At 59.3% G+C, this 23,940-nt stretch carries 21 protein-coding genes; 10 read left to right on the top strand and 11 right to left on the bottom strand.

Annotated features, from left to right (window positions below):
• Nucleotides 1-7 precede the first annotated feature (7 nt).
• Nucleotides 8-2,452 (top strand): fimbria/pilus outer membrane usher protein, encoded by a 2,445-nt coding sequence (locus ACNY69_RS11735; RefSeq protein WP_418798438.1) that lies wholly within the window; start codon nucleotides 8-10, stop codon nucleotides 2,450-2,452.
• A complete protein-coding gene (locus ACNY69_RS11730) occupies nucleotides 2,449-3,423 on the top strand; it encodes a Csu type fimbrial protein (protein ID WP_367395827.1) in 975 nt (324 codons plus the stop codon). The genes ACNY69_RS11735 and ACNY69_RS11730 overlap by 4 nt, the downstream gene beginning before the upstream one ends.
• On the opposite strand, the gene tcuC is transcribed toward ACNY69_RS11730, so the two are convergent.
• From tcuC to exbB, 3 genes are all read right to left on the bottom strand, one after another.
• Entirely contained in the window at nucleotides 3,420-4,742 is a 1,323-nt protein-coding gene (gene tcuC, locus ACNY69_RS11725) for an MFS transporter (protein ID WP_111139876.1), read from the bottom strand. The genes ACNY69_RS11730 and tcuC overlap by 4 nt on opposite strands.
• 236 nt (nucleotides 4,743-4,978) lie before the next feature.
• Complete coding sequence (gene exbD / locus ACNY69_RS11720) at nucleotides 4,979-5,401, bottom strand: TonB system transport protein ExbD (RefSeq protein ID WP_418798436.1); 423 nt, start codon at nucleotides 5,399-5,401, stop codon at nucleotides 4,979-4,981.
• A gap of 6 nt (nucleotides 5,402-5,407) precedes the next feature.
• A complete protein-coding gene (gene exbB, locus ACNY69_RS11715) occupies nucleotides 5,408-6,130 on the bottom strand; it encodes a tol-pal system-associated acyl-CoA thioesterase (protein ID WP_293774552.1) in 723 nt (240 codons plus the stop codon).
• 349 nt (nucleotides 6,131-6,479) lie between these two features.
• On the opposite strand from exbB, the gene ACNY69_RS11710 reads away from it, so the two are divergent.
• The 5 genes from ACNY69_RS11710 to ACNY69_RS11690 all read left to right on the top strand — a co-directional run bounded on the left by ACNY69_RS11710 (nucleotide 6,480) and on the right by ACNY69_RS11690 (nucleotide 11,467).
• Nucleotides 6,480-7,451, top strand: a complete 972-nt coding sequence (locus tag ACNY69_RS11710) for a TRAP transporter substrate-binding protein (RefSeq protein ID WP_111139879.1) — start codon at nucleotides 6,480-6,482, stop codon at nucleotides 7,449-7,451.
• A 46-nt stretch (nucleotides 7,452-7,497) separates the two neighbouring features.
• Nucleotides 7,498-8,004, top strand: coding sequence for a TRAP transporter small permease (locus ACNY69_RS11705; RefSeq protein ID WP_111139880.1), 507 nt, complete (start codon nucleotides 7,498-7,500; stop codon nucleotides 8,002-8,004).
• 14 nt (nucleotides 8,005-8,018) lie between these two features.
• Nucleotides 8,019-9,305, top strand: a complete 1,287-nt coding sequence (locus ACNY69_RS11700; RefSeq protein WP_111139881.1) for a TRAP transporter large permease — start codon at nucleotides 8,019-8,021, stop codon at nucleotides 9,303-9,305.
• Nucleotides 9,306-9,439: 134 nt separating this feature from the next.
• Nucleotides 9,440-10,630 (top strand): cystathionine beta-lyase, encoded by a 1,191-nt coding sequence (gene metC / locus ACNY69_RS11695; RefSeq protein WP_418798432.1) that lies wholly within the window; start codon nucleotides 9,440-9,442, stop codon nucleotides 10,628-10,630.
• 174 nt (nucleotides 10,631-10,804) lie between these two features.
• Nucleotides 10,805-11,467, top strand: a complete 663-nt coding sequence (locus tag ACNY69_RS11690; RefSeq protein ID WP_111139883.1) for a DedA family protein — start codon at nucleotides 10,805-10,807, stop codon at nucleotides 11,465-11,467.
• 30 nt (nucleotides 11,468-11,497) lie between these two features.
• Here the strand turns inward: ACNY69_RS11690 and ACNY69_RS11685 are convergent, their stop codons facing one another.
• Nucleotides 11,498-12,406: an AraC family transcriptional regulator gene (locus ACNY69_RS11685; RefSeq protein ID WP_367395828.1), complete on the bottom strand. Its 909-nt coding sequence runs from the start codon at nucleotides 12,404-12,406 to the stop codon at nucleotides 11,498-11,500.
• Between the two features lie 202 nt (nucleotides 12,407-12,608).
• Between ACNY69_RS11685 and dkgA the strand changes: the two genes are divergently transcribed.
• Entirely contained in the window at nucleotides 12,609-13,433 is an 825-nt protein-coding gene (gene dkgA / locus ACNY69_RS11680; RefSeq protein WP_418798429.1) for a 2,5-didehydrogluconate reductase DkgA, read from the top strand.
• Nucleotides 13,434-13,524: 91 nt separating this feature from the next.
• On the opposite strand, the gene ftsP is transcribed toward dkgA, so the two are convergent.
• From ftsP to ACNY69_RS11660, 4 genes are all read right to left on the bottom strand, one after another.
• Nucleotides 13,525-14,955 carry a cell division protein FtsP gene (gene ftsP / locus ACNY69_RS11675; RefSeq protein WP_111139886.1) on the bottom strand — a complete coding sequence of 477 codons (1,431 nt, stop codon included), beginning with the start codon at nucleotides 14,953-14,955 and terminating at the stop codon, nucleotides 13,525-13,527.
• A gap of 141 nt (nucleotides 14,956-15,096) precedes the next feature.
• Complete coding sequence (locus tag ACNY69_RS11670; protein ID WP_111139887.1) at nucleotides 15,097-15,834, bottom strand: 1-acylglycerol-3-phosphate O-acyltransferase; 738 nt, start codon at nucleotides 15,832-15,834, stop codon at nucleotides 15,097-15,099.
• A gap of 45 nt (nucleotides 15,835-15,879) precedes the next feature.
• The gene (gene parC / locus ACNY69_RS11665) at nucleotides 15,880-18,153 is read right to left on the bottom strand and encodes a DNA topoisomerase IV subunit A (RefSeq protein WP_111139888.1); all 2,274 of its coding nucleotides are present in this window, start codon (nucleotides 18,151-18,153) and stop codon (nucleotides 15,880-15,882) included.
• A gap of 193 nt (nucleotides 18,154-18,346) precedes the next feature.
• A complete protein-coding gene (locus tag ACNY69_RS11660; protein ID WP_418798425.1) occupies nucleotides 18,347-19,153 on the bottom strand; it encodes a transporter substrate-binding domain-containing protein in 807 nt (268 codons plus the stop codon).
• A gap of 113 nt (nucleotides 19,154-19,266) precedes the next feature.
• Between ACNY69_RS11660 and ACNY69_RS11655 the strand changes: the two genes are divergently transcribed.
• On the top strand, nucleotides 19,267-19,848 hold the full coding sequence (locus ACNY69_RS11655) for an NAD(P)H-dependent oxidoreductase (protein ID WP_111139889.1): 582 nt from the start codon (nucleotides 19,267-19,269) through the stop codon (nucleotides 19,846-19,848).
• A 48-nt stretch (nucleotides 19,849-19,896) separates the two neighbouring features.
• The gene (locus ACNY69_RS11650) at nucleotides 19,897-20,205 is read left to right on the top strand and encodes a putative quinol monooxygenase (RefSeq protein ID WP_111139890.1); all 309 of its coding nucleotides are present in this window, start codon (nucleotides 19,897-19,899) and stop codon (nucleotides 20,203-20,205) included.
• A gap of 196 nt (nucleotides 20,206-20,401) precedes the next feature.
• Here ACNY69_RS11650 and ACNY69_RS11645 read toward each other — a convergent pair whose 3' ends face one another.
• From ACNY69_RS11645 to yqiA, 3 genes are all read right to left on the bottom strand, one after another.
• Nucleotides 20,402-21,301 (bottom strand): LysR substrate-binding domain-containing protein, encoded by a 900-nt coding sequence (locus tag ACNY69_RS11645; protein WP_293774539.1) that lies wholly within the window; start codon nucleotides 21,299-21,301, stop codon nucleotides 20,402-20,404.
• Between the two features lie 109 nt (nucleotides 21,302-21,410).
• Complete coding sequence (gene parE, locus ACNY69_RS11640; RefSeq protein WP_111139892.1) at nucleotides 21,411-23,306, bottom strand: DNA topoisomerase IV subunit B; 1,896 nt, start codon at nucleotides 23,304-23,306, stop codon at nucleotides 21,411-21,413.
• 49 nt (nucleotides 23,307-23,355) lie between these two features.
• Nucleotides 23,356-23,937, bottom strand: a complete 582-nt coding sequence (gene yqiA / locus ACNY69_RS11635; RefSeq protein ID WP_293774537.1) for an esterase YqiA — start codon at nucleotides 23,935-23,937, stop codon at nucleotides 23,356-23,358.
• Nucleotides 23,938-23,940: the final 3 nt, after the last annotated feature.

Here is a 23,940-nt window from a genome sequence, read left to right as displayed (position 1 = left end):
GCGCTGAATGCGATCTTTCTCCCTGCATCCCTGTGCGCTGGCGGTCGCCAGCCTCCTCTGCACCGCCGCGCCCGACGCGCTGCGGGCGGAGACTTACTCCGCCCTGCCGCCGCCGCCCAGCCTGCAGAGCCAGGGCGACGCGCAGCAATATATGCTGGAGCTGGTGGTTAACCAGCAGGCCAACGGCAAAATCGTGCCGGTCGAGCAGCGCGACGGACATTTCCGGCTGCGCAGTGGCGATCTGCAGCGTGCCGGTTTGCCAGCGGAGAAGCTGGGCGCTGAGGCGCTGGTCGATGTCAGCAGCCTGCAGGCGGTAAAGGTGGAGTATGACGCGGCACGGCAGCGGCTGCTGCTCACCGTGCCGCCCGCGTGGCTGCCGGGTCAGGTGATCGGCGAGGCGAAAAACGGGCCACGCTATCCTGGACGCACCAGCCGCGGCGCACTGATTAACTACGATCTCTACGCCAGCCGCACCGACAACAGCGGCACCCGCCTCTCGCTCTGGAATGAGCTGCGCCTGTTCGGGGAGGCCGGACACCTCTCCAGCAATGGCGTCTGGCTGCAGCAGCTCGAAGGCCAGACCACCTATCAGGACGATGGCTATATCCGTTATGACAGCTGGTGGAGTCGCGACGATGAGAACACGGCGATGAGCTGGCGGGTCGGCGACCTGGTCACCGACTCGCTGGCGTGGAGCAGCAGCGTGCGGCTCGGCGGCCTGCAGGTGGGCCGCGACTTCAGTGTCCGCCCCGATCTGGTGACCTATCCGCTGCCCGCCTTCTCCGGCCAGGCCGCCGTGCCCTCTACCGTCGATCTTTTTATTAACGGCTATCGATCCAGCCAGGCAAATGTGCAGCCAGGCCCCTGGTCGATGACCAATGTGCCCTTTGTTAACGGCGCGGGTGACGCCGTGATCACTACCACCGACGCGGTGGGACGTCGCGTCACCACCACCATGCCGTTTTATGTCTCCAGTAGTCTGCTGAAGCCGGGACTGTCTGACTACGCGCTCTCTGCAGGCGCGATCCGCCAAAACTACGGTATCCGCAACTTCGATTATGGTGCTGCCGCCGCCAGCGGATCCTGGCGATACGGCATGACCGACTGGCTGACGCTGGAGAGCCACGCCGAAGGCAGCAAAAGCCTGGCGATGGGTGGCGTCGGCGGGCAGCTGCGCGTTGGCAGCTGGGGCGTGGTCAACGGTGCGGTAGCCCAGAGCCAGCTTGAGGGCGACAACGGCAGACAATATAGCTGGGGATACCAGTACAACAATCGCTGGTTCAACCTCGGCACGCAGCAGATCCAGCGCAGCAGCACGTTCGGCAACCTGGCACTGGTCGGCAGTCGTGCCGGAGGCCTGCCGGACAGCCGCCGCTACGCGCTGTCGCGCCGCAGCGCGCAGTACAGTGCCAGCGTCTCACTGAACCGCTTTGGCAGCGTGGGGGCCGCCTTTATCGATATCACGGACGGCCAGGGCGATCGCACCCGGCTGTGGAACCTCTCCTGGAGCAAAAACCTCTGGGGCAACAGCAGCCTCTATGTCTCCGCCAGCCGCGATCAGCAGGAGAAGAGCTGGACCGGCGCTATTTCGCTGGTGATCCCGTTTGGCGAACAGGGCAGCGCCGCGATCAGCACCGAACGCGATCAGCGCGGCCGCGACAGCCAGCGCCTCTATGCTTCCCGCGCCATGCCCAGCGACGGCGGCATTGCCTGGGATGCGGGCTGGGCGAATCAGAGCGGTAACAGCGGTGACTATCGTCAGGGCAGCCTGCGCTATCGCAACAATCAGATCGACACTTCGGCGGGCTTCTACGGCGACAATGAAAACCTGACGCAGTGGGCCGATCTCTCCGGCGCGCTGGTGCTGATGGACAATCATCTCTTTGCCGCTAATGCGATCAATGACGCCTTTGTGCTGGTGAAAACCCGCTACCCCGACGTGACCGTCCGCTACGAAAATCAGCCGATGGGCCGCACCAGTCAGCAGGGCTACCTGCTGGTGCCCGCCATCAGCAGCTACTACCCGGCCCGCTATGATATTGACACGCTCGATCTGCCCGCCGATATGACGCCCCCTCGGGTGGAGCAGCGCTTCGCGGTGAAACGCCAGAGCGGCTACCTGCTCGATTTCCCGGTAGAGAAGCTGCGCTCGGCCAGTGTGATCCTGCTCGACAGCCGGAGGCAGCCGCTGCCGGTCTCCAGCCAGGTGCTGCGTCCCGGCCGTCCCACCGAATATGTCGGCTGGGATGGACTCGTCTGGATGGAAAATCTCACCGCCAGTAACCCGATTGCGGTGCTGACGCCCGACGGTCGCCGCTGTGAAACCGAACTGCGCATCGCCAGCGGTCAGCCGCAGGCGCTGAAAACCTACGGTCCCCTGACCTGTGCGCTGCCGCCCCCGGCGACAGGCAGCGCCACTTCCGCTGATCCTCTCTACGGAGCGCAACCATGATGAGATCTCTGCTACTGGCTGGCCTGCTGCTGCTGCCCTCGCTGGGCTACGCCGCCTGTTCCCTGCCCGCCTCCAGCGCCAGCTTCGGATCGGTCTCTACCTTTGTGGCGAACACCACCATCAGTTCAGTGACCACCAATGCCAACGTCAACTGCGGGTCAGGGTCCGCCGTGTCGCTGCTGGGCAATAACCAGATCACCTTTCAGCTGACGGGCGCGACCAACAGTAACGGCACGCGCGGGATATTAAAGCGCAGCGGTGACACCGGCAGCGACAATGTGCCGGTCCGGCTCTGTACCGACTCAGCCTGCGCCAGCGAACTGACGATTGGCGGCACGCCGTTCGTCTATGGATCCCAGACCCTGATCAACCTGGCGGGGTTGCTGGGCAGCCTGAACTTTGCCATTCCGGTCTATCTGCGAACGGTGCCCGGCCAGGTGGTGGCCGCCGGGACATATCAGGTGACGCTGAATATGGCGGTGACGTACCGCATCTGCACCAGCATCGCGATAGGGGGGCTCTGCTTAAGCGAACAGAACGGCAGCGGCGTCATCCCGATCAACCTCACCGCCATCCTCACCAATGACTGTACGACGATTACCTCGCCCAATATCAGCTTTGGCAGTGCGCCGCTGGTCGGCAGTTTCTCCGCCGTTACGCAGACCATTAATGTCCTGTGCAGCAAAGGCAGCACCTATACGGTCGGACTGAGCAATGGCAGTTATCCGGTGGGCAGCGTGCGAAATATGGCCAGCGGGGCTAATCGTCTGAGCTATGAGATCTATAAAGGATCCAGCAGCAATCGCTGGGGGTCGGCAGGAACGGAACGCTGGAGCAGTACGATCTCCTCGGCGGTGTCAGCGGATGGACTGACGCGCGGCTATAACTACACCGCGCGCATCCTGACTTCGCAGAGCACGCCGCCAGCCGGAAACTACAGCGACAGCGTGGTGGTCGATTTGTCGTTTTAGAGCGAGGCGCTGACCGGTGCGGTGCGGTGACGCAGCTGATACTGCTTCACCATCCGGCCAATCAGCAGCGTGCCGATCAGCCCGCAGACGGCCGCAAAGGTCAGCCAGACGCCCGGCATCGCCTTATCACCGGTGGCGTGGATCAGATAGCTGGAGATGGCCGGGGTGAAGCCGCCAAACAGCGCCGTTGCCAGGCTGTAAGCCATTGAGAAACCGGCAGCACGCACCTCGGCAGGCATAATTTCCGCCAGATAGACCACCATCGCGCCATTATAGCTGGCGTAGAGGAACGACAGCCACAGCTCCGCTTCCAGCAGATGGGCGAAACTGGCCGAGCCCACCATCCAGTGCAGCACCGGCCAGGTGGTGACAATCATCAGCAGCGTAAAGACGATCAGCAGCGGGCGGCGTCCGACGCGATCGGACAGCGCCCCCATCAGCGGCAGCCAGAAAAGGTTTGAGAGGCCGACGCAGAGCGTCACCATAAACGCCTGCCTGTCGCTCATCATCAGCACAGTTTTGCCAAAGGTAGGGGTAAACGCAGTGATCATGTAGAACATCACCGTGGTGGTGACCACCATCAGCATCCCCGCCAGCACCAGCGCCCAGTTGCTCGCCACCGACCGCATGATTTCCGTCATGCTCGGGTGGTGTTTGCGTTTGCTGAATGCTTCGGTCTCCTCCAGCATCCGGCGGATATAGAACAGGAACGGCACAATCAGACAGCCGACCACAAACGGGATGCGCCAGCCCCACTCCGTGACTGCCTCTTTCGCCAGCAGGTGGTTCAGCATCAGCCCCAGCAGCGCAGCGAAGATCACCGCAATCTGCTGACTGCCCGACTGCCAGCTGACGAAAAAGCCTTTGCGCCCTTTGGGGGCCACTTCCGCCAGATAGACCGACACGCCGCCCAGCTCAACACCCGCCGAGAAGCCCTGCAGCAGTCGCCCCAGCAGAATCAGGATCGGTGCCGCCGCGCCCAGGGTCGCGTAGCCTGGCACCAGCGCGATGGTCAGCGTGCCGATTGCCATCAGGCTCAGCGTCAGCAGCAATCCTTTGCGACGGCCATGATGGTCGATGTAGGCACCCAGAACGATCGCCCCCAGCGGGCGCATCAGGAAGCCCGCGCCAAAGGTCATCAGGGTCAGCATCAGGGAGGCAAAGGGATCATCGCCAGGGAAGAAGGTTTTGGCTATCGCGGTCGCGTAGTAGCCAAAGACCATGAAATCGTACATCTCCAGGAAGTTACCACTGGTGACGTTAAAGATCGTTCGGGCGGCACTTTTGGGTGGTTTTTGTAAAGACGGGGTGTGACTCATAACGGCTTCCTGTTGTTTTTTAGCCGTTTTAGCCTGCCTGCGTCAGGAATAATGTGACCAGGCTCACCATTGCACTTTACAAAACTATGTACATAGGTAACAACAAATTAACAATTCAGCTCAGCCAGCATAACCGATCGGTGCGATCGTCGGTTGGCCTGATTTTGTGTGGCTGGCGCGCAGCCATAAAAAAAGGCGACGGAAGCCGTCGCCCTGTTCAGCGGACGGATAACCCGCTATTTCTTCACGGTTTCCATACCCATCAGACCGATTTTCAGGTAGCCCGCGGTGCGCAGCTTATCCATCACGCTCATCAGCGTTTCATAGTCCACCGACTTATCTGCCTGGAAAAAGATGGTGGTCTCTTTATTACCCTGGGTCTGGCTGGTCAGTACGTTCACCAGCGAATCGGACGTCACGCGGTCGTTGCCGACATAAAGCTGCTTATCCGCCTTGATCGACAGGTAGACCGGCTTTTCCGGTCGTGGCTGCGGCGCGCTGGTTGATGCGGGCAGATTGACCCGCACGTCGACCGTCGCCAGAGGCGCGGCCACCATAAAGATGATCAGCAGGACCAGCATAACGTCGATAAACGGCGTCACGTTGATCTCGTGCATTTCACCCTGTGTCTCCAGGTCGTCGTTTAATCGCATTGCCATCGGTGCTTACCCTAACCGCAGTTTCTGAGCGGTGGCGGGACGCGGAACATCCGGGGCAACGGTGCCGAGGTCGATATCACGGCTTTGCAGCAGCATGACCTGAGCGGCCACATCGCCCAGCGAGGCTTTATAGTTAGCGATCATGCGGGCAAACACGTTGTAGATCACCACCGCCGGAATAGCCGCCACCAGGCCGACCGCGGTCGCCAGCAGCGCTTCGGCGATGCCTGGCGCGACCACGGCAAGGTTGGTGGTCTGGGTTTTTGCGATGCCGATAAAACTGTTCATGATGCCCCAGACGGTGCCGAACAGCCCTACGAACGGCGCCACCGAACCGATGGTGGCCAGGAAACCGTTGCCGCGTCCGGCGTGGCGGCTGAAAGCTGCGACGCGGCGCTCCAGGCGGAAGCTGGTGCGGTCTTTGATGCCGTTGGTGTCTTCCACACCCGCCGACAGCGCAAGTTCGTTCTGCGCATCGTTCAGCAGCACCGCGCTGTGGCTGTGACCGGTAAACGACCGGGCGATGCGGGCGGCGTCATTGAGAGTGCGGGCTTCGCCCAGCGCCTGCTGCTCGCGCTTCAGGCGACGCTTCGCCGCGCTGAGTTCGGCATATTTGCCGAAGAAGATCGCCCAGGTTACGACAGAGGCCAGCAACAGGCCAATCATAACCACCTTTACCACGATATCGGCATGTTGATACATGCCCCAAACGGAGAGGTCCGTTTGCATCAACTCACTGGCTACCACGCTGCTTCTCCAACTTCTGATTCAGGGATGCAAAACAAGCGCAAATAATAGCAAACTGGTGCCGAATTGATAGTAGTTCTCATTAGTATTTACAAACAGCCGTCGGGCGACGGCGCTGTCTGCGACCGCTTTCAGAGGACATATGCCCGGATGTTTCTAAAATGTGAAGTTGCATGAAAATTTATTAAAACAACGTTTCAAAATGTGATGGAATTCATTCAATCAGCATCGCTGCATTTTACTCAGGCCGGTTTTCACTATGCTGGCTCCTCACGGCCCTCTCCGGTTTGCCCCAATCCCGGGCCGTCCTACCTCTGCGGGAGACAATATAATGAGAATGACAAAAACAGGCCTGGCGACTGCCCTGGCGGTGATGATGATGAGCGCTGCCGCCCAGGCACAGGTCATTAAAGTTGCCGAAGTGCAGCCCGCGGGCTATCCGACGGTGGTCGCTCTGCAGCATATGGGTGACAAACTGAAACAGGCTACCGACGGACGGCTGGAGATGAAGATCTATGCCGGTGGTGTGCTGGGTGATGAAGACCAGACGCTGCAACAGGTGCAGCTCGGCGCCATCGATATGATCCGCGTTTCGCTGGCACCGGTGACCTCGATTGCCCCGGAAACCAGCGTGCTGACGCTGCCCTATATTTTTCGCGACGTTGACCACATGCACAAGGTTCTGGATGGTGAGATAGGTCGCGAGATCGCCAGCCGGTTCGATAACGATCCCAACGCCCGCATGGTCTTTCTCGGCTGGACCGACGCCGGTGAGCGCAACATGATCACCAAAAAGCCCCTCGCGCAGCCCGGGGATCTCAAAGGGATGAAGATCCGGGTGCAGAACAGCGCCATCTCGCTGGCAACGCTGAAAGCGATGGGCGCAAACCCGGTGGCGATGGGCGTCAGTGAAGTGTTCAGCGCCATGCAGACCGGCGTGGTCGATGGCACCGAGAACAACCCCCCGACCTTTGTGGCCCACAACTATCTGCCGGTGGCGAAGTATTACACCCTCAGCGGCCACTTTATTCAGCCGGAGATGATCCTCTATTCAAAACGCGCCTGGGATCGCCTGAAGCCCGACGATCAGGCGCTGCTGAAGAAGCTCGGTAAAGAGGCGCAGGATGAAGAGCGCCAGCTCTGGGCGACCTACACCGACGACTCGATCGCGAAGATGAAGGCGGGCGGCGTCACGTTCCAGCAGACCGACCGCGACTATTTCGTTAAAGCGACGCAGCCGGTGCGCGATCAGTTTGGCGGCAAATATCAGGATCTGATGACCCGGATCGCTGAGGTGAAATAATCCCGGCGCCACACTGCCGTGTGGCGTGCTTAATCAGGTATCAATTATGACTGCTTATACGCGTCTGATGGATGGGCTTTATCTGCTCTGTATGCTGGTGGCCGCTGTGGCGCTGCTGATCATGGTGACGGTGATCCCGATTGGGATCTTCGCCCGTTACGTGATGAACAGTGCCCTCTCCTGGCCGGAACCGGTCGCCATTATCTGCATGATCATTTTTACGTTTATCGGCGCACCGGTGGGCCTGCGCGCCGGAACCCATATCTGCGTGTCGATGATCACCGATCGCCTGTCACCCGCCGGACAGCGCCTGATGCTGCGCGTCAGCGATTTGCTGATGATCGTCACCTGCCTGGTGATCTTTCAGGCCAGCTACAGCCTGTGTGAAGCGATGTGGGGGCAGAGTCTCGCGGCACTGCCCGCGATAACATACGGCGAGATCTACCTGCCGATCCCGATCGGCGCGATCTTTACCCTGCTGTTTGTCATTGAGCGATTGCTGAACGGCGATCAGAGCCAGCGGCCGATCGTCTCGCTGGGCGGCACCCACTAACGCGGAGCAGAAAAATGGATGCATTGATTCTGATAGGCAGTTTGCTGGTATTGCTGATGGTGGGCTTTCCGGTCGCCTTCGCCGTCGGCCTCAGCGCCTTTATCGGGGCGTGGTGGATCGATCTGCCGCTGGAGGCGGTGGTGATTCAGGTGACTAACGGCATCAACAAGTTTTCGCTGCTGACCATCCCGTTCTTTATTCTGGCTGGCGCGATTATGGCAGAGGGCGGCATTGCCCGGCGGCTGGTCAACTTCGCCTATATCTTTGTCGGCTTTATTCGCGGCGGGCTCTCCCTGGTGAATATCGTCGCCTCGACCTTCTTTGGCGCGATCTCCGGTTCATCGGTAGCGGATACCGCCTCGATTGGCTCGGTGATGATCCCGCAGATGGAGGAGAAAGGCTATCCACGGGATTTTGCCGCCGCCGTCACCGCCAGCGGCTCGGTGCAGGCGGTGCTGACGCCCCCCAGTCATAACTCGGTCATCTATTCACTGGCGACGGGCGGCATGGTGACTATTTCCTCCCTGTTTGTTGCCGGGATTTTCCCTGGCCTGCTGCTGGCGGCCTGCCTTATGGTGATGTGTCTGGGCTTTGCCCGTAAACGCGGCTACCCCAAAGGTGAACGGATCCCGTTTCGTCAGGCGCTGAAGATCTTCTTCGATGCGTTCTGGGGGCTGTTTACCGTGGTGATCATCATGGGGGGCATCCTCTCCGGCATCTTTACCGCCTCGGAATCTGCCGCCATCGCCTGTCTCTGGGCCTTCTTTGTGACGATGTTTATCTACCGCGATTTCAAATGGCGGCAGCTGCACATCCTGCTGTTCCGCACCATTAAAACCGTCACCATCGTTATGGTGCTGATCGCCTTTGCGGCAGGCTTCGGGGCGGTCATGACCTTTATGCAGCTGCCGACCCTGATTACAGAAGCCTTCACCAGCCTCTCCGATAACAAATATGTGATTCTGATGTGCATCAACATCCTGTTGCTGGTGGTGGGAACGCTGATGGATATGGCACCGCTGATCCTGATCCTGACCCCGGTGCTGCTGCCGGTAGCGACCGCGCTGGGCATCGATCCGGTTCACTTCGGCATGATCATGCTGACCAACCTGGGGATCGGGCTGATTACGCCGCCGGTCGGCACGGTGCTGTTTGTGGCCAGCGCGGTAAGTAAGCAGAAGATTGAACAGGTGGTCAGCGAGATGCTGCCCTTCTACGGCATGCTGTTCCTGGTGCTGATGCTGATTACCTATATCCCTGCCATTTCACTCTGGTTACCCCACCTGATGGGCGTGATGTAGCACAATAAAAGCGGCCCGTTCGCGGGCCCGTTTTTTTATGCTGCGACGCACTCTTATAATCGCCATTGAGTCTCAACCCTGCTGGTCGTTTCATGATAACGTGAGGGCTTAGTCAGAAGCGGCAAAGGCGACTCATGACCACCAGAAAAATTGATACCACGCTCGTTAGCGCAGGACGCAGTAAGCGTTATACCCAGGGTTCGGTGAATGCAGTCATTCAGCGCGCCTCCTCGCTGGTTTTCGATAGCGTTGCGGAGAAAAAACGCGCCACCGCAGGCCGGGCAAAAGGCGAACTCTTTTATGGCCGCCGGGGCACCCTCACCCACTTTGCGCTGCAGGATGCGATGACCGAGCTGGAAGGGGGCGCAGGCTGCGTGCTCTACCCCTGTGGCGCGGCAGCGGTGGCGAACGCGATTCTGGCCTTTGTGGAAGCTGGCGATCATGTGCTGATGAGCGGCGCGGTCTATGAACCGACGCAGGACTTCTGCACAAAGATTCTGGCGAAAATGCAGGTGTCGACGGGCTGGTTCGATCACACTATGGGCAGCGAAATCGCTGAGCTTGTGCAGCCTAACACCCGGGTGGTTTTCCTTGAGTCGCCCGCCTCCATCACCATGGAAGTGCAGGATATCCCGGCGATCGTCGCGGCCGTTCGCGCCCGCGCACCCGACGCGATCATCATGCTCGACAATACCTGGGCAGCCGGGATTTTATTTAATGCTCTGGCGCACGGCGTCGATATCTCCATTCAGGCCGGCACCAAATATCTGATTGGCCACAGCGATGCGATGATCGGCACCGCCGTAGCCAATGCACGCTGTATCGATCAGCTGCGCGAGAACTCCTATCTGATGGGTCAGATGGTCGATGCCGACACCGCCTACATGGCGAGTCGCGGTCTGCGCACCCTGGGCACCCGTCTGCGTCAGCATGAAGAGAGCGCCCTGCAGGTGGCGACGTGGCTGGCGGCGCGTCCGGAAGTGGCGCGGGTCAACCATCCGGCGCTGGCGCAAAGCAAGGGGCATGCGTACTGGCAGCGCGATTTTAACGGCAGCAGCGGCCTGTTCTCCTTTATCCTGCAGGAAAGATTGAGTGACGCCCAGCTGGCGGAATATCTCGACCACTTCCATCATTTCAGCATGGCTTACTCCTGGGGTGGCTATGAGTCGCTGATTCTGGCGAATCAGCCCGAAGAGCTGGCCGCTATTCGTCCGGCGGGCGGTGTGGATTTCACAGGAACCCTGGTTCGACTGCACATCGGCCTGGAGCACGTTGATGACCTGCTGGCTGACCTGGAGGCGGGATTTTCGCGTCTGACGCGCTGAGTCAGTTAAACAAAGCGTAAACGGATGCTAAACCGATGGCGGCTGTCCGCAGAGTCTGCCGGGCAATCGCACTTTTGTTGTTAAAATTTATCCCGCATCGTTCAGGTCACTCGTGCATTAACTGTGTAATCTGGATGCCGACGGATAGTTCCTTGTGACGTGATGGAATAGCTAATGGGTGTTTTACACGAGATAGTCCAGGCGCTCTGGCATCAGGATTTTGCCGCGCTGGCGAACCCGGATGTGGTGTGGGTGGTGTACGGCGTGATGTTCCTGACGCTGTTTCTGGAAAATGGTCTGTTACCCGCCTCGTTTCTGCCAGGCGACAGCCTGCTCCTGCTGGCAGGCGCGATGGTGGCAAAAGGGGTAATGGATTTTGTGCCAACGATGGTGATCCTGACGACAGCCGCCAGTCTGGGCTGCTGGCTGAGTTATCTGCAGGGGCGCTGGCTGGGCAATACCCGGCTGGTAAAGAGCTGGCTGATGCATCTGCCCGCGCAGTATCACCAGCGCGCCTGGAATATGTTCAACCGACATGGCCTGATGGCGCTGCTGGTTGGCCGTTTTCTCGCGTTTGTCCGCACCATTCTGCCAACCATGGCCGGGATTTCCGGCCTGCAGAATGGTCGCTTCCAGCTGTTTAACTGGCTGAGCGGCGTGCTGTGGGTCGGAATTGTAGTGGCCTTTGGCTATGGCATCAGCCAGGTACCGTTTATCAAGCGCCACGAAGATCAGGTGATGGCAATCCTGATGGTCCTGCCGATGGTGCTGCTGGTGCTTGGCCTCTCCGGCAGCATTCTGGTCATCTGGAAGAAGCGTCGGCAGAAACGGGCCTGACGCGCCCGTTGCCTCCGGGTCCGCCGCTGCTCAGGCGGACGGATCCGCAACCGTCTGCCTGACCCGGCTGACCTCCTCCCCCGGCGTCACGCCAAAATAACGTTTAAATTCCCGCGAGAACTGGGACGGGCTTTCGTAGCCAACCCTCACCGCCGCCGCGCTCGCCTTCAGCCCATCATGCAGCATCAGCAGGCGCGCCTGATGCAGGCGATAGCGCTTGAGATACTGCAACGGCGAGGTCTGCGTGACCGCCTTGAAGTTGTGGTGAAAGGCGGAAACGCTCATGTTTACCTCGGCCGCCAGCGCATCCACGCTGAGGTTTTCCGCATAGTGATTCTCAATCCGTCGCAGCGCACGCGCAATCAGGCTGAACTGCGTCTGTCTGCTGACCAGTGAGAGCAGCGCCCCGCCGATCGGGCCGGTCAGCACATAGTAGATAATCTCCCGGACGATGTGCGGCCCCAGTACCCGCGCATCGCGCGGCTGAGTCATGACATCGAGCAGCCGTTCGGCGGCACACAGCATCGGTTCCGTCAGCCACGCCGAGTGAATACCGGAGGTCAGCGGCTGCGGCTGGAACTGGTCGTCATCACCGATTTCAATCAGCAGATCCTGCAGGCTGGCGGTATCGACGTTCAGACAGAGCCCGGCAATCGGGACATCCGGCGAGGCCCAGGTTTCGCACTCTACCGGCAGCGGCACCGTCAGCATCAGGTATTTGCTGGCGTCATACTGGAAGGTAGTGCTGCCGAGATAGCCGGTTTTGCTGCCCTGAAACAGGATCACGATGCCGGGCTGATACATCATCGGCGTGCGGGGACGATATTGGTTCGCATAAATCAGCGACACATTTTCAACCGGACAGAGACGGTCATGACCGTGCGTCATTAAGGTAACTACCTGCTGTGCCAGCCGGTGACACAGTGCATCGTGCGCCATAGTGACTCCTTTTCGGACAAAAATTCAGTGTGCCGTGACTGTGCCTGAATCGCCAGCGGTCTGGAGAATCAGGCAAGAAGTTGACGGGATCAGGCATAACCCGGGGCGGCAGATGTTGCCTGAGCTGAGCAGGCTGACAATTGTTGGCTAGACTTAAGCACAGTGAAATCTCACGGGTTAACCGCAACGGAAAGGAGCAACTATGGCAGACCAGCCCATTATCAAACTGCGCGATGGCAATATGATGCCGCAACTGGGACTCGGCGTGTGGCAGGCCAGTATCGAAGATGCGCGCCATGCGGTGCTGAAAGCGCTTGAGGTCGGCTATCGCTCAATCGATACCGCCGCCGCCTACAAAAACGAAGAGGCGATTGGTCAGGCACTGCAGGAGACCGATGTGCCGCGTGAAGAGATTTTCGTGACCACCAAACTGTGGAACGACGATCAGCAGAACGTTCAGCAGGCGATGGAAACCAGTCTGGAGAAACTAAAACTGGAGCAGGTGGATCTCTATCTGATGCACTGGCCGTGCCCGGAAAAAGATCACTACGTTGACGCCTGGAAGAAGATGATTGAACTGCAGCAGCAGGGTCTGACTAAAAGCATCGGCGTCTGTAACTTCCACGAGGCGCACCTGAAGCGACTGCTGGATGAAACCGGCGTGACGCCGGTCGTGAACCAGATTGAGCTGCACCCGATGCTGCAGCAGCGCACCCTGCACGCCTGGAACGCGCTGCATCAGATCCAGACCGAATCCTGGAGTCCGCTGGCTCAGGGCGGTAAAGGGGTATTCGATCAGGAGATCATCAAATCTCTGGCGAAGAAATATGGCAAAACCCCGGCGCAGATCGTGATCCGCTGGCATCTGGACAGCGGCCTGGTGGTGATTCCGAAGTCCGTGACGCCAGCGCGTATCGAAGAGAACTTTAAGGTCTTCGATTTCCGTCTGGATACGCATGAAATGAGTGAGATATCGAAGCTGGACAGCGGCAACCGTCTGGGGCCAGACCCGGAAACCTTTAACTGAGACGCAGTTTCAGGGTAATCATATCCGCCGTCTGGTCACCGGCGGCGGGTGAAAAACGCGGTCAGGCGGGTTATCCGGCCTGACCGCGCGCTTATGCAGTGGGCTGAACCACCAGTTGACCTGCGGTTCCGCGATCCGCCAGCTCCAGCGTCTGACTGTAGTAGACGAACGGGAAGTGGTCGGACGAACTCTGCGGGAAGCTCACCAGCAGCTCCACGCTGCCATCAACCCACACCGTATCTTTCCAGCCGCGATCTTCGCCCATCGGCTGTGCGCCATTGACGCTTTTGATCAGGAACATCACGCCCTGAATATGCAGCGACTGGGGCCGGTCAGCGTGCAGGATCCAGCGTTCGAAGGTGCCCTGCTGGGTCGTGGTGTCGATGCGGTTCATATCCCATACCGCGCCGTTGATGCCCGGCATGCTGTCACCGATACGGAACTCCCGCGTGCGAACCGCCGTGCCATCCAGAATCTGATCGGCCAGCAGCCGCATCGGCAGATTATCGGTCACCAGCGGCAGCAGACCGGTGGGCCGCAGGGTCAGGATCAGGGTCGAGGTCAGAATGGATGAGGGCTCAAAGAAGCCGCGCAGCCGATCCATAATGCCCGCCGCCGTGCCTGCGGTGATCGAGACTTCGTCGCCCTGCGACATATCGACCAGTACTTCGCGGCGTTCGCCCGGTGCCAGAGAGAGACGCTGCACCGCCACCGGTGCAGGCAGATAACCCTGGTCGCTGGCAATCACCATAAACGGCCGGTTGTCGCTGAGCACCATCTCGTAGCGGCGCGCATTCGACGCGTTCAGCAGACGCAGACGAACCCAGCCGCGCGAGACCTCGACGAACGGATTGCGCACGCCATTGACCAGCAGCGTGTCACCCAGGAAGCCGCCATCCTGTGGCGGGTCATACACCGGCGTCGCAAAGTTATCGAGGCGTTTGTCCTGAATGATGATCGGGAAGTCATCCACGCCGTAGTGCTTCGGCAGCGGCAGCTGTTTGCTGACCTCATCTTCCACCAGCCACATTCCTGCCAGACCGTTGTAGATGTGCGGTGCCATGCGGTTTGGGGTGTTCGCATGATACCAGCAGGTCGCGGCCGCCTGACGGATCGGCAGCACCGGCGACCAGTCCACGCCCGCCGACATCATTCGCGGTGCGCCGCCCATCAGCGCGCCCGGCAGTTGCAGGCCGCTGACGGTCATGGAAACCGGCTCATTCAGCCTGTTGCTGTAGATAAGTTTAACGTCATCACCGCTGTAGACCCGCACAGTCGGGCCAAGGTAGAGACCGTTAATGCCCCACACCGGCACCTTGTTGTTATCGCCGTTGAACGACCAGTGACTGCGCTGCATCGTGAGAAACAGCGGCTGGCCGCGACGGGACTCCAGCAGCGGCGGAACGGGAAGCGGCGTGTCGCCGCTGGCGGATGAGGCGGCCTGGGCCGCACGGGGCATAACCGTGGCGCTGAGCGCCACGCCAGCAGAAAGCTGGATGAACTGACGTCTGCTGAAAGACATAAAACTTCTGACCCTTTACGCGTGGCGCTAAGCGCCGACCCTGTTTTTATTGATCTGTTTTTGCTGTGCTGCGTTCACGGCGAGCCAGCGCGGGCTCACCGTGGGCATCCATGCAGGATAGTTCGGCGAAGGAGTCGCCGGTCAGATTTTTCCGTTTTTTTCGCGTTCTGCGACTTCGGCGTTCAGCTCTTCCAGCTTCGCCGCCATCAGTTCGCGACAGTGGGTAGCCAGCTTACGCACCGATGAGGATTCAAACGCCTTTACGTCAACCGGTGGCAGCATCTCCACGATCACCAGCCCGTTCTTCAGGCGGTTCAGGTTGACCTTGCCGTGGGTGTTAGAGACCACAATCGGAATGATCGGCACCCCTGCCGCCACCGCCGCATGGAAGGCACCGGTTTTAAACGGCAGCAGGCCACGGCCACGGCTGCGCGTCCCTTCCGGGAACATCCAGATGGAGATGCGCTTGCGATTGAACTGATCGACCAGCTCGCCGATGGTACCACGCGCTTTGGCGCGGTCATCGCGGTCGATCAGCAGGTTACCGGTCAGCCAGTAGAGCAGGCCGAAAAACGGCACCCACAGCAGGCTCTTTTTACCCACCGTCACCGTCGATGGCTGCACAATTTTAGCCGCAGTCACCATGTCATAGTTGTTCTGATGGTTCGCAATGTAGATCGCGTTGCCATATTTCTCCGCGCCTTCCGGCTTGCGCAGCTCCACTTTAAGGCCGAACACCGTCGACAGTTTGCCAAACAGATGACCAAACCGGGCAACGTGACGCGGGTCGCGCGGCGAGAAAAGACACCAGACAGAGCCAAAGATACAGATGGCGATCGAATAGATGACGACGATAATGGTACGCAGAATCAGTAACATAGTTCCCTCATTGAGCCACGGCTGACGCAGGGTCAGCCGGGTAGTTTACGCTTCGCTATCCGGGCTTGCCGGACGCGCGGGCGCATCCAGTTCTACACGATCGATTTTTTGCAGGCCGCGCGGCAACAGCGTGCCGCGACGTCCGCGATCGGCGCGGAATTTCTGGAGTTCTTCACTGCGCAGCAACATTTTACGTTTGCCGACATGGAGCGTGATGGCACTGCCCGGTGGCAGGATCATCAGCCAGGCCAGTTTATCCTGACCGGCAGCCGCTTCCGCCGACGGGATCGAGATGATTTTGTTGCCCTTGCCTTTCGACATCTGCGGCAGCTCACCGACCGGGAACATCAGCATCCGTCCCGCCTGGGTGATCGCCAGCAGCATGTCATCTTCGTGATGCACCGCCATCGGCGTCATCACCCGGGCATTTTCCGGCAGCGTCAGCAGCGCCTTACCGGCACGGTTGCGCGACACCAGATCGCTGAAGGTACAGATAAAGCCGTAACCCGCATCGGAGGCCATCAGCAGACGCTGGTCGTCCGGCTCCATCAGCACCTGTTCAACTACCGCGCCCGGCGGTGGCGTCAGCTTGCCGGTCAGCGGCTCGCCCTGCCCGCGCGCCGACGGCAGCGAGGTCGGATCCAGCGTGTAGCTGCGGCCGGTGGAGTCGATAAAGGCCACCGGCTGATTGCTCTTGCCGCGTGCGGCCGCCAGATAGCTGTCGCCCGCTTTGTAACTGAGCCCGGCCGGATCGATATCGTGACCCTTGGCGCTGCGCACCCAGCCCATCTGGGAGAGCACAATAGTGACCGGTTCAGACGGCACCAGCTCTGTTTCGCTCAGGGCTTTGGCTTCTTCGCGCTCGCAGAGTGGTGAGCGACGATCGTCGCCGTAGCTGGCACTGTCAGCCTGCAGCTCTTTCTTCAGCAGGGTATTCATCTTGCGTTCAGAGGCCAGCGTCGCCTGCAGCTGATCGCGCTCTTTTTCCAGATCCGCCTGCTCGCCGCGGATCTTCATCTCTTCCAGTTTTGCCAGGTGGCGCAACTTCAGTTCGAGGATCGATTCGGCCTGGGTTTCGCTGATACCAAAGCGCGACATCAGCACCGGCTTCGGCTCATCCTCTGTACGGATTATCTCGATAACCTCATCGATATTCAGGAACGCGACCAGCAGACCTTCAAGGATATGCAGGCGGCGCAGCACGCGTTCCAGCCGGTAATTAAGCCGGCGTTTGACCGTTTCACGGCGGAACACCAGCCATTCGGTCAGGATCTCATGCAGATTTTTCACCGCCGGACGGTTGTCCAGCCCGATCATGTTGAGGTTAACGCGGTAGCTCTTCTCCAGATCGGTAGTGGCAAACAGATGATTCATCACCTGATCGAGATCGACGCGGTTGGAGCGCGGGACGATCACCAGACGGGTCGGGTTCTCATGATCCGACTCATCGCGCAGATCCTCGACCATTGGCAGCTTTTTATTGCGCATCTGGCTGGCAATCTGCTCCAGCACGCGCGCGCCCGACACCTGATAAGGCAGCGCGGTAATAACAACCTCGCCCTCCTCTTTTTTCCAGACCGCGCGCTGACGGATGGAGCCGCGACCGCTCTGGTAGAGTTTGCGGATTTCGTCACGCGGCGTAATGATCTCCGCCTCGGTCGGGTAATCCGGCCCCTGAACGATATCGAGCAGCTGATCCAGCGTGGTTTTCGGGGAGTCGATCAGCGCAATGGCCGCCTGCGCCACTTCGCGCAGGTTATGCGGCGGAATATCGGTCGCCATCCCGACGGCAATGCCCGTAGTGCCGTTCAGCAGGATATTGGGCAGGCGCGCCGGCAGCATCTTCGGCTCCTGCAGGGTGCCGTCGAAGTTCAGCTGATAGTCGACCGTGCCCTGACCCAGCTCACCCAGCAGCAGCTCGGCATATTTTGACAGACGGGATTCGGTGTAACGCATCGCCGCAAATGACTTGGGATCGTCCGGTGCCCCCCAGTTTCCCTGGCCGTCGACCAGCGGATAACGGTAGGAGAACGGCTGTGCCATCAGCACCATCGCTTCATAGCAGGCGCTGTCGCCGTGCGGGTGGTATTTACCCAGCACGTCACCCACGGTACGCGCCGACTTTTTGAATTTTGCGCTGGCGTTAAGCCCCAGTTCGGACATGGCGTAGACGATACGTCGCTGAACCGGCTTTAATCCGTCACCAATATAAGGCAGCGCGCGGTCCATAATGACGTACATCGAATATTTCAGGTACGCATTCTCGGTGAATGTATGCAGGGCAAGACGCTCTGCACCATCCTGAGTCAGTTCGCTCATTAATTTCTCATCCTCACATCGTGGCCCACAACGGCGGGACACCCGGCGGTGGTTTGGCGAGGATAGTACCTTATTCGCTGGTGTTAGTCACAGGGGAAGCGCGGGAGATCAGGCCCTGCGCCAGCCGGATTTTACCCGCCGACGCAACGCCCGCTTGAGCGCGGCTGACGCCGCGTCACGCCCGGGCGGTGACTCAGGACTTAGCTCCCATCCACTGCCGGGCAATCCCGCCATATTCGCCGGTGGCGGTGCTGAGATGCAGCCACTGATCGACATAGAGTTTCCAGCTGATGTCGTCCCGCGGGATCATGTACGCCTTCTCGCCATACTGCAGCGGTTTGTCGGGGTTGATCGCACACAGCGACGGATAGTGCTGCTGCTGGTAACGCGCCTCAGAGGCATCGGTGATCATCACGTCCGCCTTGTTATCCACCAGCTGCTGGAAGATGGTAACGTTATCGTGGAACAGCGTCAGCGTGGCGTCAGGCAGATGGCTGTGTACAAAGGCTTCGTTGGTGCCGCCAGCCGGTTCAATCAGCCGCACGCCGGGCCGGTTCAGCTGCTCAATCGTCTGATAACGGGCTTTATCGGCGCAGCGCACCAGCGGGATCTTGCCGTCCACGTCCAGCGGTTGGGCGAACCAGGCGGTCTGCTGACGCTTCAGGGTCACGGAGATCCCCCCGACGGCAATGTCGCACTGCTTTGCCAGAAAGTCCGGCATCAGGCTTTTCCAGCTGGTGGGCACCCACTCCACTTTTGCGCCAAGCGAGGTCGCCAGCGCATTCGCCATGCTGATATCCAGCCCTTCATACTGACCATCGGGCCGCAGAAAGCTGTAGGGTTTGTAATCCCCGGTGGTGCAGACCTTCAGCGTTTTAGTGGTGAGAATAGTATCGAGATGCGACTGAGCCTGGACAACCCCGCTGACCAGCAGCAACGAGAAGATAATTTTTTTCATTTTTGATTTTTTCAGAGTGAGTTTGCCCGTCGATGGTGCCATAAAGCGGCGCATTATTGCTGCCAAAGCAAAAGTGTTGTGATCATCCTCCCATTTTTCTCTGGCCTCTGCGCGCGTAAGCTGAGCGCATATTCAGAAAACGAGGCAGACGATTCATGAGCAACATTTTAATTATCGATGGCGGCAAAACCTTTGCCCACTCCAAAGGCGAACTGAACCACACCCTGACCGACGTGGCCGCCAGCCAGCTGCGGGACATGGGGCATAACGTGTCGGTCACGGTTGCCGACAGCGACTATGTCATCGCCGACGAAGTGCAGAAGTATCTCGACAGCGACGTTGTGATTTATCAGATGCCCGGCTGGTGGATGGGCGAACCCTGGACGGTGAAGCGTTACATCGATGAAGTCTTTACGGAAGGTCACGGCTCACTCTATGCCAGCGATGGCCGCACCCGCGCCGATGCCGCGAAGAAGTATGGTTCCGGCGGTCTGTTACAGGGCAAAAAGTATATGCTGTCACTGACCTGGAACGCGCCGCTGCAGGCCTTTACCGATCCTGAACAGTTCTTTGAAGGCGTCGGCGTCGACGGGCTCTATCTGCACTTCCATAAAGCCAACCAGTTCCTGGGTATGGAAGCACTGCCGACCTTTATCTGTAACGATGTGATTAAAGCACCGGACGTGCCGCGCGATATCGCCGCTTATCGGACCCATCTGAGCCGCGTTTTTGCGTAAGATGATGGGGGGCTACTCCCTATTCTCCCATGAAAGAGGAATTCGCGAATGTTAACAGTCGTTGCTGAACTTTGTGTTAAACCCGGTCGCCGTCAGGCTGTGCTGGATGCGGTGAAAAAGCTGATCCCGCAGGTCCTGGCGGAAGAGGGCTGCCATCAGTATGACGCGCTGCTGGACCATCAGGCGCAGGTGCCGTGGAAGCAGAACTCGCCAGACTCCATTTTTATGCTGGAACAGTGGGAAACCCTGCGCCATCTGGAGCAGCATCAGCAGATGCCGCACATGGATGCGCATCGCGCCATCATTAAAGATGACGTAGTGGATGTGAAGATTCTGGTACTGGAGCCCAGTGCCTGATTAACAGGCTGATAACTGATGCTCCCGTCACTGGTCAAAGGCTGACAGATTCACACCCAGGCGTTACTGAGAGCAACGCCTCAGCTGAACCTGACGCTGCTCTCTGAGCAGGCAGGATCAGAAAGCAAACCTGGCCTGACCCGCATCACTCAACCCCTGTCCTGTGACAGGGGTTTTTTCTTTCTGACTGCCCGGTTCAGAGCAGCTGACGCCGATCGATCTCGCTGCGGAGAAAGTCCAGGAAGCAGGCGATACGGGAAGAGAGCGTGGTGTTGCGGTAGTAAACGGCATGAACCGGCAACCGCAGATCGCGGGTTTCAGCGGGGAGCACCGGCACCAGCCGTCCTGCCACGCAATCTTCCCGGCTGACGAAGTCAGAGAGGCGCGCGATCCCCTGTCCCGCCAGCGCCAGCTGCCGGATGGTTTCGCCGCTGGAGGCCGCGATCGTCGGTCTGAAGCGCATAAAATTGCCTTCCGACTGCCAGAGGGGCCAGACGTTAAGGGTATCGGGATAGCTGAAGCCGATGGTCTGATGCCGGGCCAGATCCGCAATGCTCTGCGGGGTGCCCGCTTTCGCCAGGTAGGCCGGACTGGCCATCAGCCGGATCGCACTGCTGCCCAGCATCCGGGCATGCAGCGTGGAGTCGCGCAGTTCGCCGATGCGAATGGCAATGTCGGTCTGCTGCTCCAGCAGATCGATCAGAATATCGTCGGTATTGAGTTCAAGCTGGATCAGCGGATAGCGGGCGCGGAACGCATCCACCAGCGGCACAATCACATGCAGCATAAAGGGGGTGGCGGCGTTGACCCGCAGCCGTCCGGAGGGAACCTCCCGTCGCTGTGCGATCTGCTCTTCCGCCTGCTCAACCGAGGCCAGGATCTGGCGCGCATGCGTCAGAAATACCTGACCCTCTTCCGTCAGCGCCAGCCGCCGGGTGGTACGATGCAGCAGCGTCGTCTGCAGCTTGCTCTCCAGCCGCGACAGAGCGCGACTGATGCCCGAACTGGTCTGCGCCAGCTGGGCGGCAGCCGCCGTAATCGACCCGCTGTCCACCACCGCGACCCAGGCGCGTAACTCTTCCAGCGTAATTTTCACAATAGTTACTGTCTCTGCTCACTGAAACCTGCCCGGTGCGGCGAAAGAGGCTCCGGGTAGATCATGCCGGCGTCATAAAGCGAACAGGACGCTTGCGCGTCCTGTTTTTTTACACTTCGATATCGGCGGTATCGCCTTTTTCCTGCAGCCAGTTACGCCGGTCCTCGGACCGTTTTTTCGCCAGCAGCATATCCATGATGCGCAGCGTCTGATCGACATCTTCATCGCTGATCGTCAGCTGCACCAGGCGACGGGTGTTTGGATCCAGCGTGGTTTCACGCAGCTGCATCGGGTTCATCTCGCCCAGTCCTTTAAAACGCTGGACGTTGGGTTTGCCCTTCTTGCGTTTCAGCTGCTCCAGCACGCCCTCTTTCTCATCTTCATCCAGCGCGTAGTAGACCTCTTTACCGAGGTCAATACGGTAGAGCGGCGGCATCGCGACATAGACGTGTCCACCCACCACCAGCGAGCGGAAATGTTTCACGAACAGCGCGCAGAGCAGCGTGGCGATGTGCAGACCATCCGAGTCCGCATCTGCCAGAATGCAGATTTTGCCGTAGCGCAGCTGTGACAGATCTTCGCTGTCCGGGTCAATGCCGATCGCCACCGAGATATCATGCACCTCCTGCGACGCCAGCACTTCATCGGACGAGACTTCCCAGGTGTTCAGGATCTTGCCTTTAAGCGGCATGATCGCCTGATACTCGCGATCGCGCGCCTGTTTGGCCGATCCACCTGCGGAGTCCCCTTCCACCAGGAAGAGTTCTGTTTTATTCAGATCCTGCGCGGTACAGTCCGCCAGCTTACCCGGCAGAGCCGGTCCGCTGGTCAGCTTTTTACGCACCACCTTTTTGGCGGCCCGCATACGGCGCTGGGCGCTGGAGATGGCCAGTTCCGCCAGCAGTTCTGCAGTCTGAATATTCTGGTTCAGCCACAGGCTGAAGGCATCTTTCACCACGCCAGAGACAAAGGCGGCGCACTGACGTGAAGAGAGACGCTCTTTGGTCTGTCCGGCAAACTGCGGATCCTGCATCTTCACCGACAGCACATAGGCGCAGCGATCCCAGATATCTTCCGCAGAGAGTTTTACGCCACGCGGCAGAATATTGCGGTATTCGCAGAACTCGCGCATCGCGTCCAGCAGCCCCTGACGCAGACCGTTAACATGGGTACCGCCCTGCATCGTCGGGATCAGGTTAACGTAGCTTTCGGTCAGTAACTCGCCACCTTCCGGCAGCCACAGCAGCGCCCAGTCTACCGCTTCCACATCCCCGGCAAAGCTGCCGACAAAAGGTTTTTCCGGCAGCGTTGGCAGGCCATTGACGGCTTCCGAGAGATAGTCGGTCAGACCATCCTGGTAGCACCAGGTCTGTTCGGTATTGTTCAGCTTGTCTTTAAAGACAATTTCCACGCCCGGACAGAGTACCGCTTTGGCTTTCAGCAGATGCGAGAGGCGCGACACAGAGAAGCGCGGGCTGTCGAAGAAACTCTCATCCGGCCAGAAATGGACGCGGGTGCCGGTGTTGCGTTTCGCCACAGTGCCGGTGACGGTAAGATCCTGCACCTTGTCGCCATTTTCAAACGCCATGTCATAGATTTCGCCGTTACGACGCACCGTGACTTCAACACGTTTTGACAGGGCGTTAACCACAGAAATCCCGACACCGTGCAGGCCGCCTGAGAACTGATAGTTTTTATTGGAGAATTTGCCGCCCGCGTGCAGACGACACAGGATCAGTTCGACCGCAGGCACGCCCTCTTCCGGATGAATATCCACCGGCATGCCGCGACCATCATCAATAACTTCCAGCGACTGGTCAGCGTGCAGAATCACTTCAACCCGCTTCGCGTGGCCGCCCAGCGCCTCATCGACGCTGTTATCAATCACTTCCTGACCCAAATGGTTGGGCCGCGTCGTATCGGTGTACATCCCCGGGCGACGGCGAACAGGCTCAAGGCCAGTCAGGACCTCAATGGCATCCGCGTTATAGTTCGATTGACTCATCGTAAATGTCTGATTAGAAAGATAAAATGGGGTGCGATTTCCGCGTTACTCAGGGATGATTCAGACCAAGAAAGTCCAGAATCTGCGGGAAATGGCGCTCGAATCCAGTAAATGCATGATTTCCGCCCTCTTCTACCGTGTGCCGGCACGCGCTGTAATAGTCGAGTGCCTGACGGTAATCGAGAACTTCATCGCCGGTCTGTTGCAGCAGCCAGAGTAAATCGGGCGCTTCCAGCGGTTCAATCTGCATTACTTTGAGATCGTAAATGTGGCGAGACTCTAACACATATTGCTGGCCGGTGTAGGGATTCTGATTTTCGCCCAGGAAATCTGTCAGCAGCTCGAACGGCCGCACCGCAGGATTGACGACCACCGCTGGCAGCATAAAACATTGCGACAGCCAGGTGGCGTAGTAGCCGCCCAGCGACGAGCCGACCAGTCCCAGGGTTTCACCACTGCGACTCAGCACCAGGTCCTCCAGCATTGCGGCGGCATCGGCCGGGAAAGTGGGCAACTGGGGAACGATCATCTCGATCGCCGGATGCTGTGCCTCCAGCCATTGCCGGAACTGCGTTGCCTTCGCCGACCGGGGCGAACTGTTGAACCCGTGCAGATAGAGCAAAGCCGCCACGCG

Origin of the sequence: Pantoea graminicola, from assembly GCF_048452665.1 — a bacterium.
GTDB lineage: Bacteria > Pseudomonadota > Gammaproteobacteria > Enterobacterales > Enterobacteriaceae > Pantoea.
The sequence above is the reverse complement of the archived record's forward strand: the minus strand, read 5'-3'. Positions and strand labels throughout refer to the sequence as shown.

Coding starts and splice junctions, on each gene's coding strand:
- ACNY69_RS11735 (WP_418798438.1), top strand. CDS start 8: ATGCGATCTTTCTCCCTGCATCCCTGTGCGCTGGCGGTCGCCAGCCTC.
- ACNY69_RS11730 (WP_367395827.1), top strand. CDS start 2,449: ATGATGAGATCTCTGCTACTGGCTGGCCTGCTGCTGCTGCCCTCGCTG.
- tcuC (WP_111139876.1), bottom strand. CDS start 4,742: ATGAGTCACACCCCGTCTTTACAAAAACCACCCAAAAGTGCCGCCCGA.
- exbD (WP_418798436.1), bottom strand. CDS start 5,401: ATGGCAATGCGATTAAACGACGACCTGGAGACACAGGGTGAAATGCAC.
- exbB (WP_293774552.1), bottom strand. CDS start 6,130: ATGCAAACGGACCTCTCCGTTTGGGGCATGTATCAACATGCCGATATC.
- ACNY69_RS11710 (WP_111139879.1), top strand. CDS start 6,480: ATGAGAATGACAAAAACAGGCCTGGCGACTGCCCTGGCGGTGATGATG.
- ACNY69_RS11705 (WP_111139880.1), top strand. CDS start 7,498: ATGACTGCTTATACGCGTCTGATGGATGGGCTTTATCTGCTCTGTATG.
- ACNY69_RS11700 (WP_111139881.1), top strand. CDS start 8,019: ATGGATGCATTGATTCTGATAGGCAGTTTGCTGGTATTGCTGATGGTG.
- metC (WP_418798432.1), top strand. CDS start 9,440: ATGACCACCAGAAAAATTGATACCACGCTCGTTAGCGCAGGACGCAGT.
- ACNY69_RS11690 (WP_111139883.1), top strand. CDS start 10,805: ATGGGTGTTTTACACGAGATAGTCCAGGCGCTCTGGCATCAGGATTTT.
- ACNY69_RS11685 (WP_367395828.1), bottom strand. CDS start 12,406: ATGGCGCACGATGCACTGTGTCACCGGCTGGCACAGCAGGTAGTTACC.
- dkgA (WP_418798429.1), top strand. CDS start 12,609: ATGGCAGACCAGCCCATTATCAAACTGCGCGATGGCAATATGATGCCG.
- ftsP (WP_111139886.1), bottom strand. CDS start 14,955: ATGTCTTTCAGCAGACGTCAGTTCATCCAGCTTTCTGCTGGCGTGGCG.
- ACNY69_RS11670 (WP_111139887.1), bottom strand. CDS start 15,834: ATGTTACTGATTCTGCGTACCATTATCGTCGTCATCTATTCGATCGCC.
- parC (WP_111139888.1), bottom strand. CDS start 18,153: ATGAGCGAACTGACTCAGGATGGTGCAGAGCGTCTTGCCCTGCATACA.
- ACNY69_RS11660 (WP_418798425.1), bottom strand. CDS start 19,153: ATGGCACCATCGACGGGCAAACTCACTCTGAAAAAATCAAAAATGAAA.
- ACNY69_RS11655 (WP_111139889.1), top strand. CDS start 19,267: ATGAGCAACATTTTAATTATCGATGGCGGCAAAACCTTTGCCCACTCC.
- ACNY69_RS11650 (WP_111139890.1), top strand. CDS start 19,897: ATGTTAACAGTCGTTGCTGAACTTTGTGTTAAACCCGGTCGCCGTCAG.
- parE (WP_111139892.1), bottom strand. CDS start 23,306: ATGAGTCAATCGAACTATAACGCGGATGCCATTGAGGTCCTGACTGGC.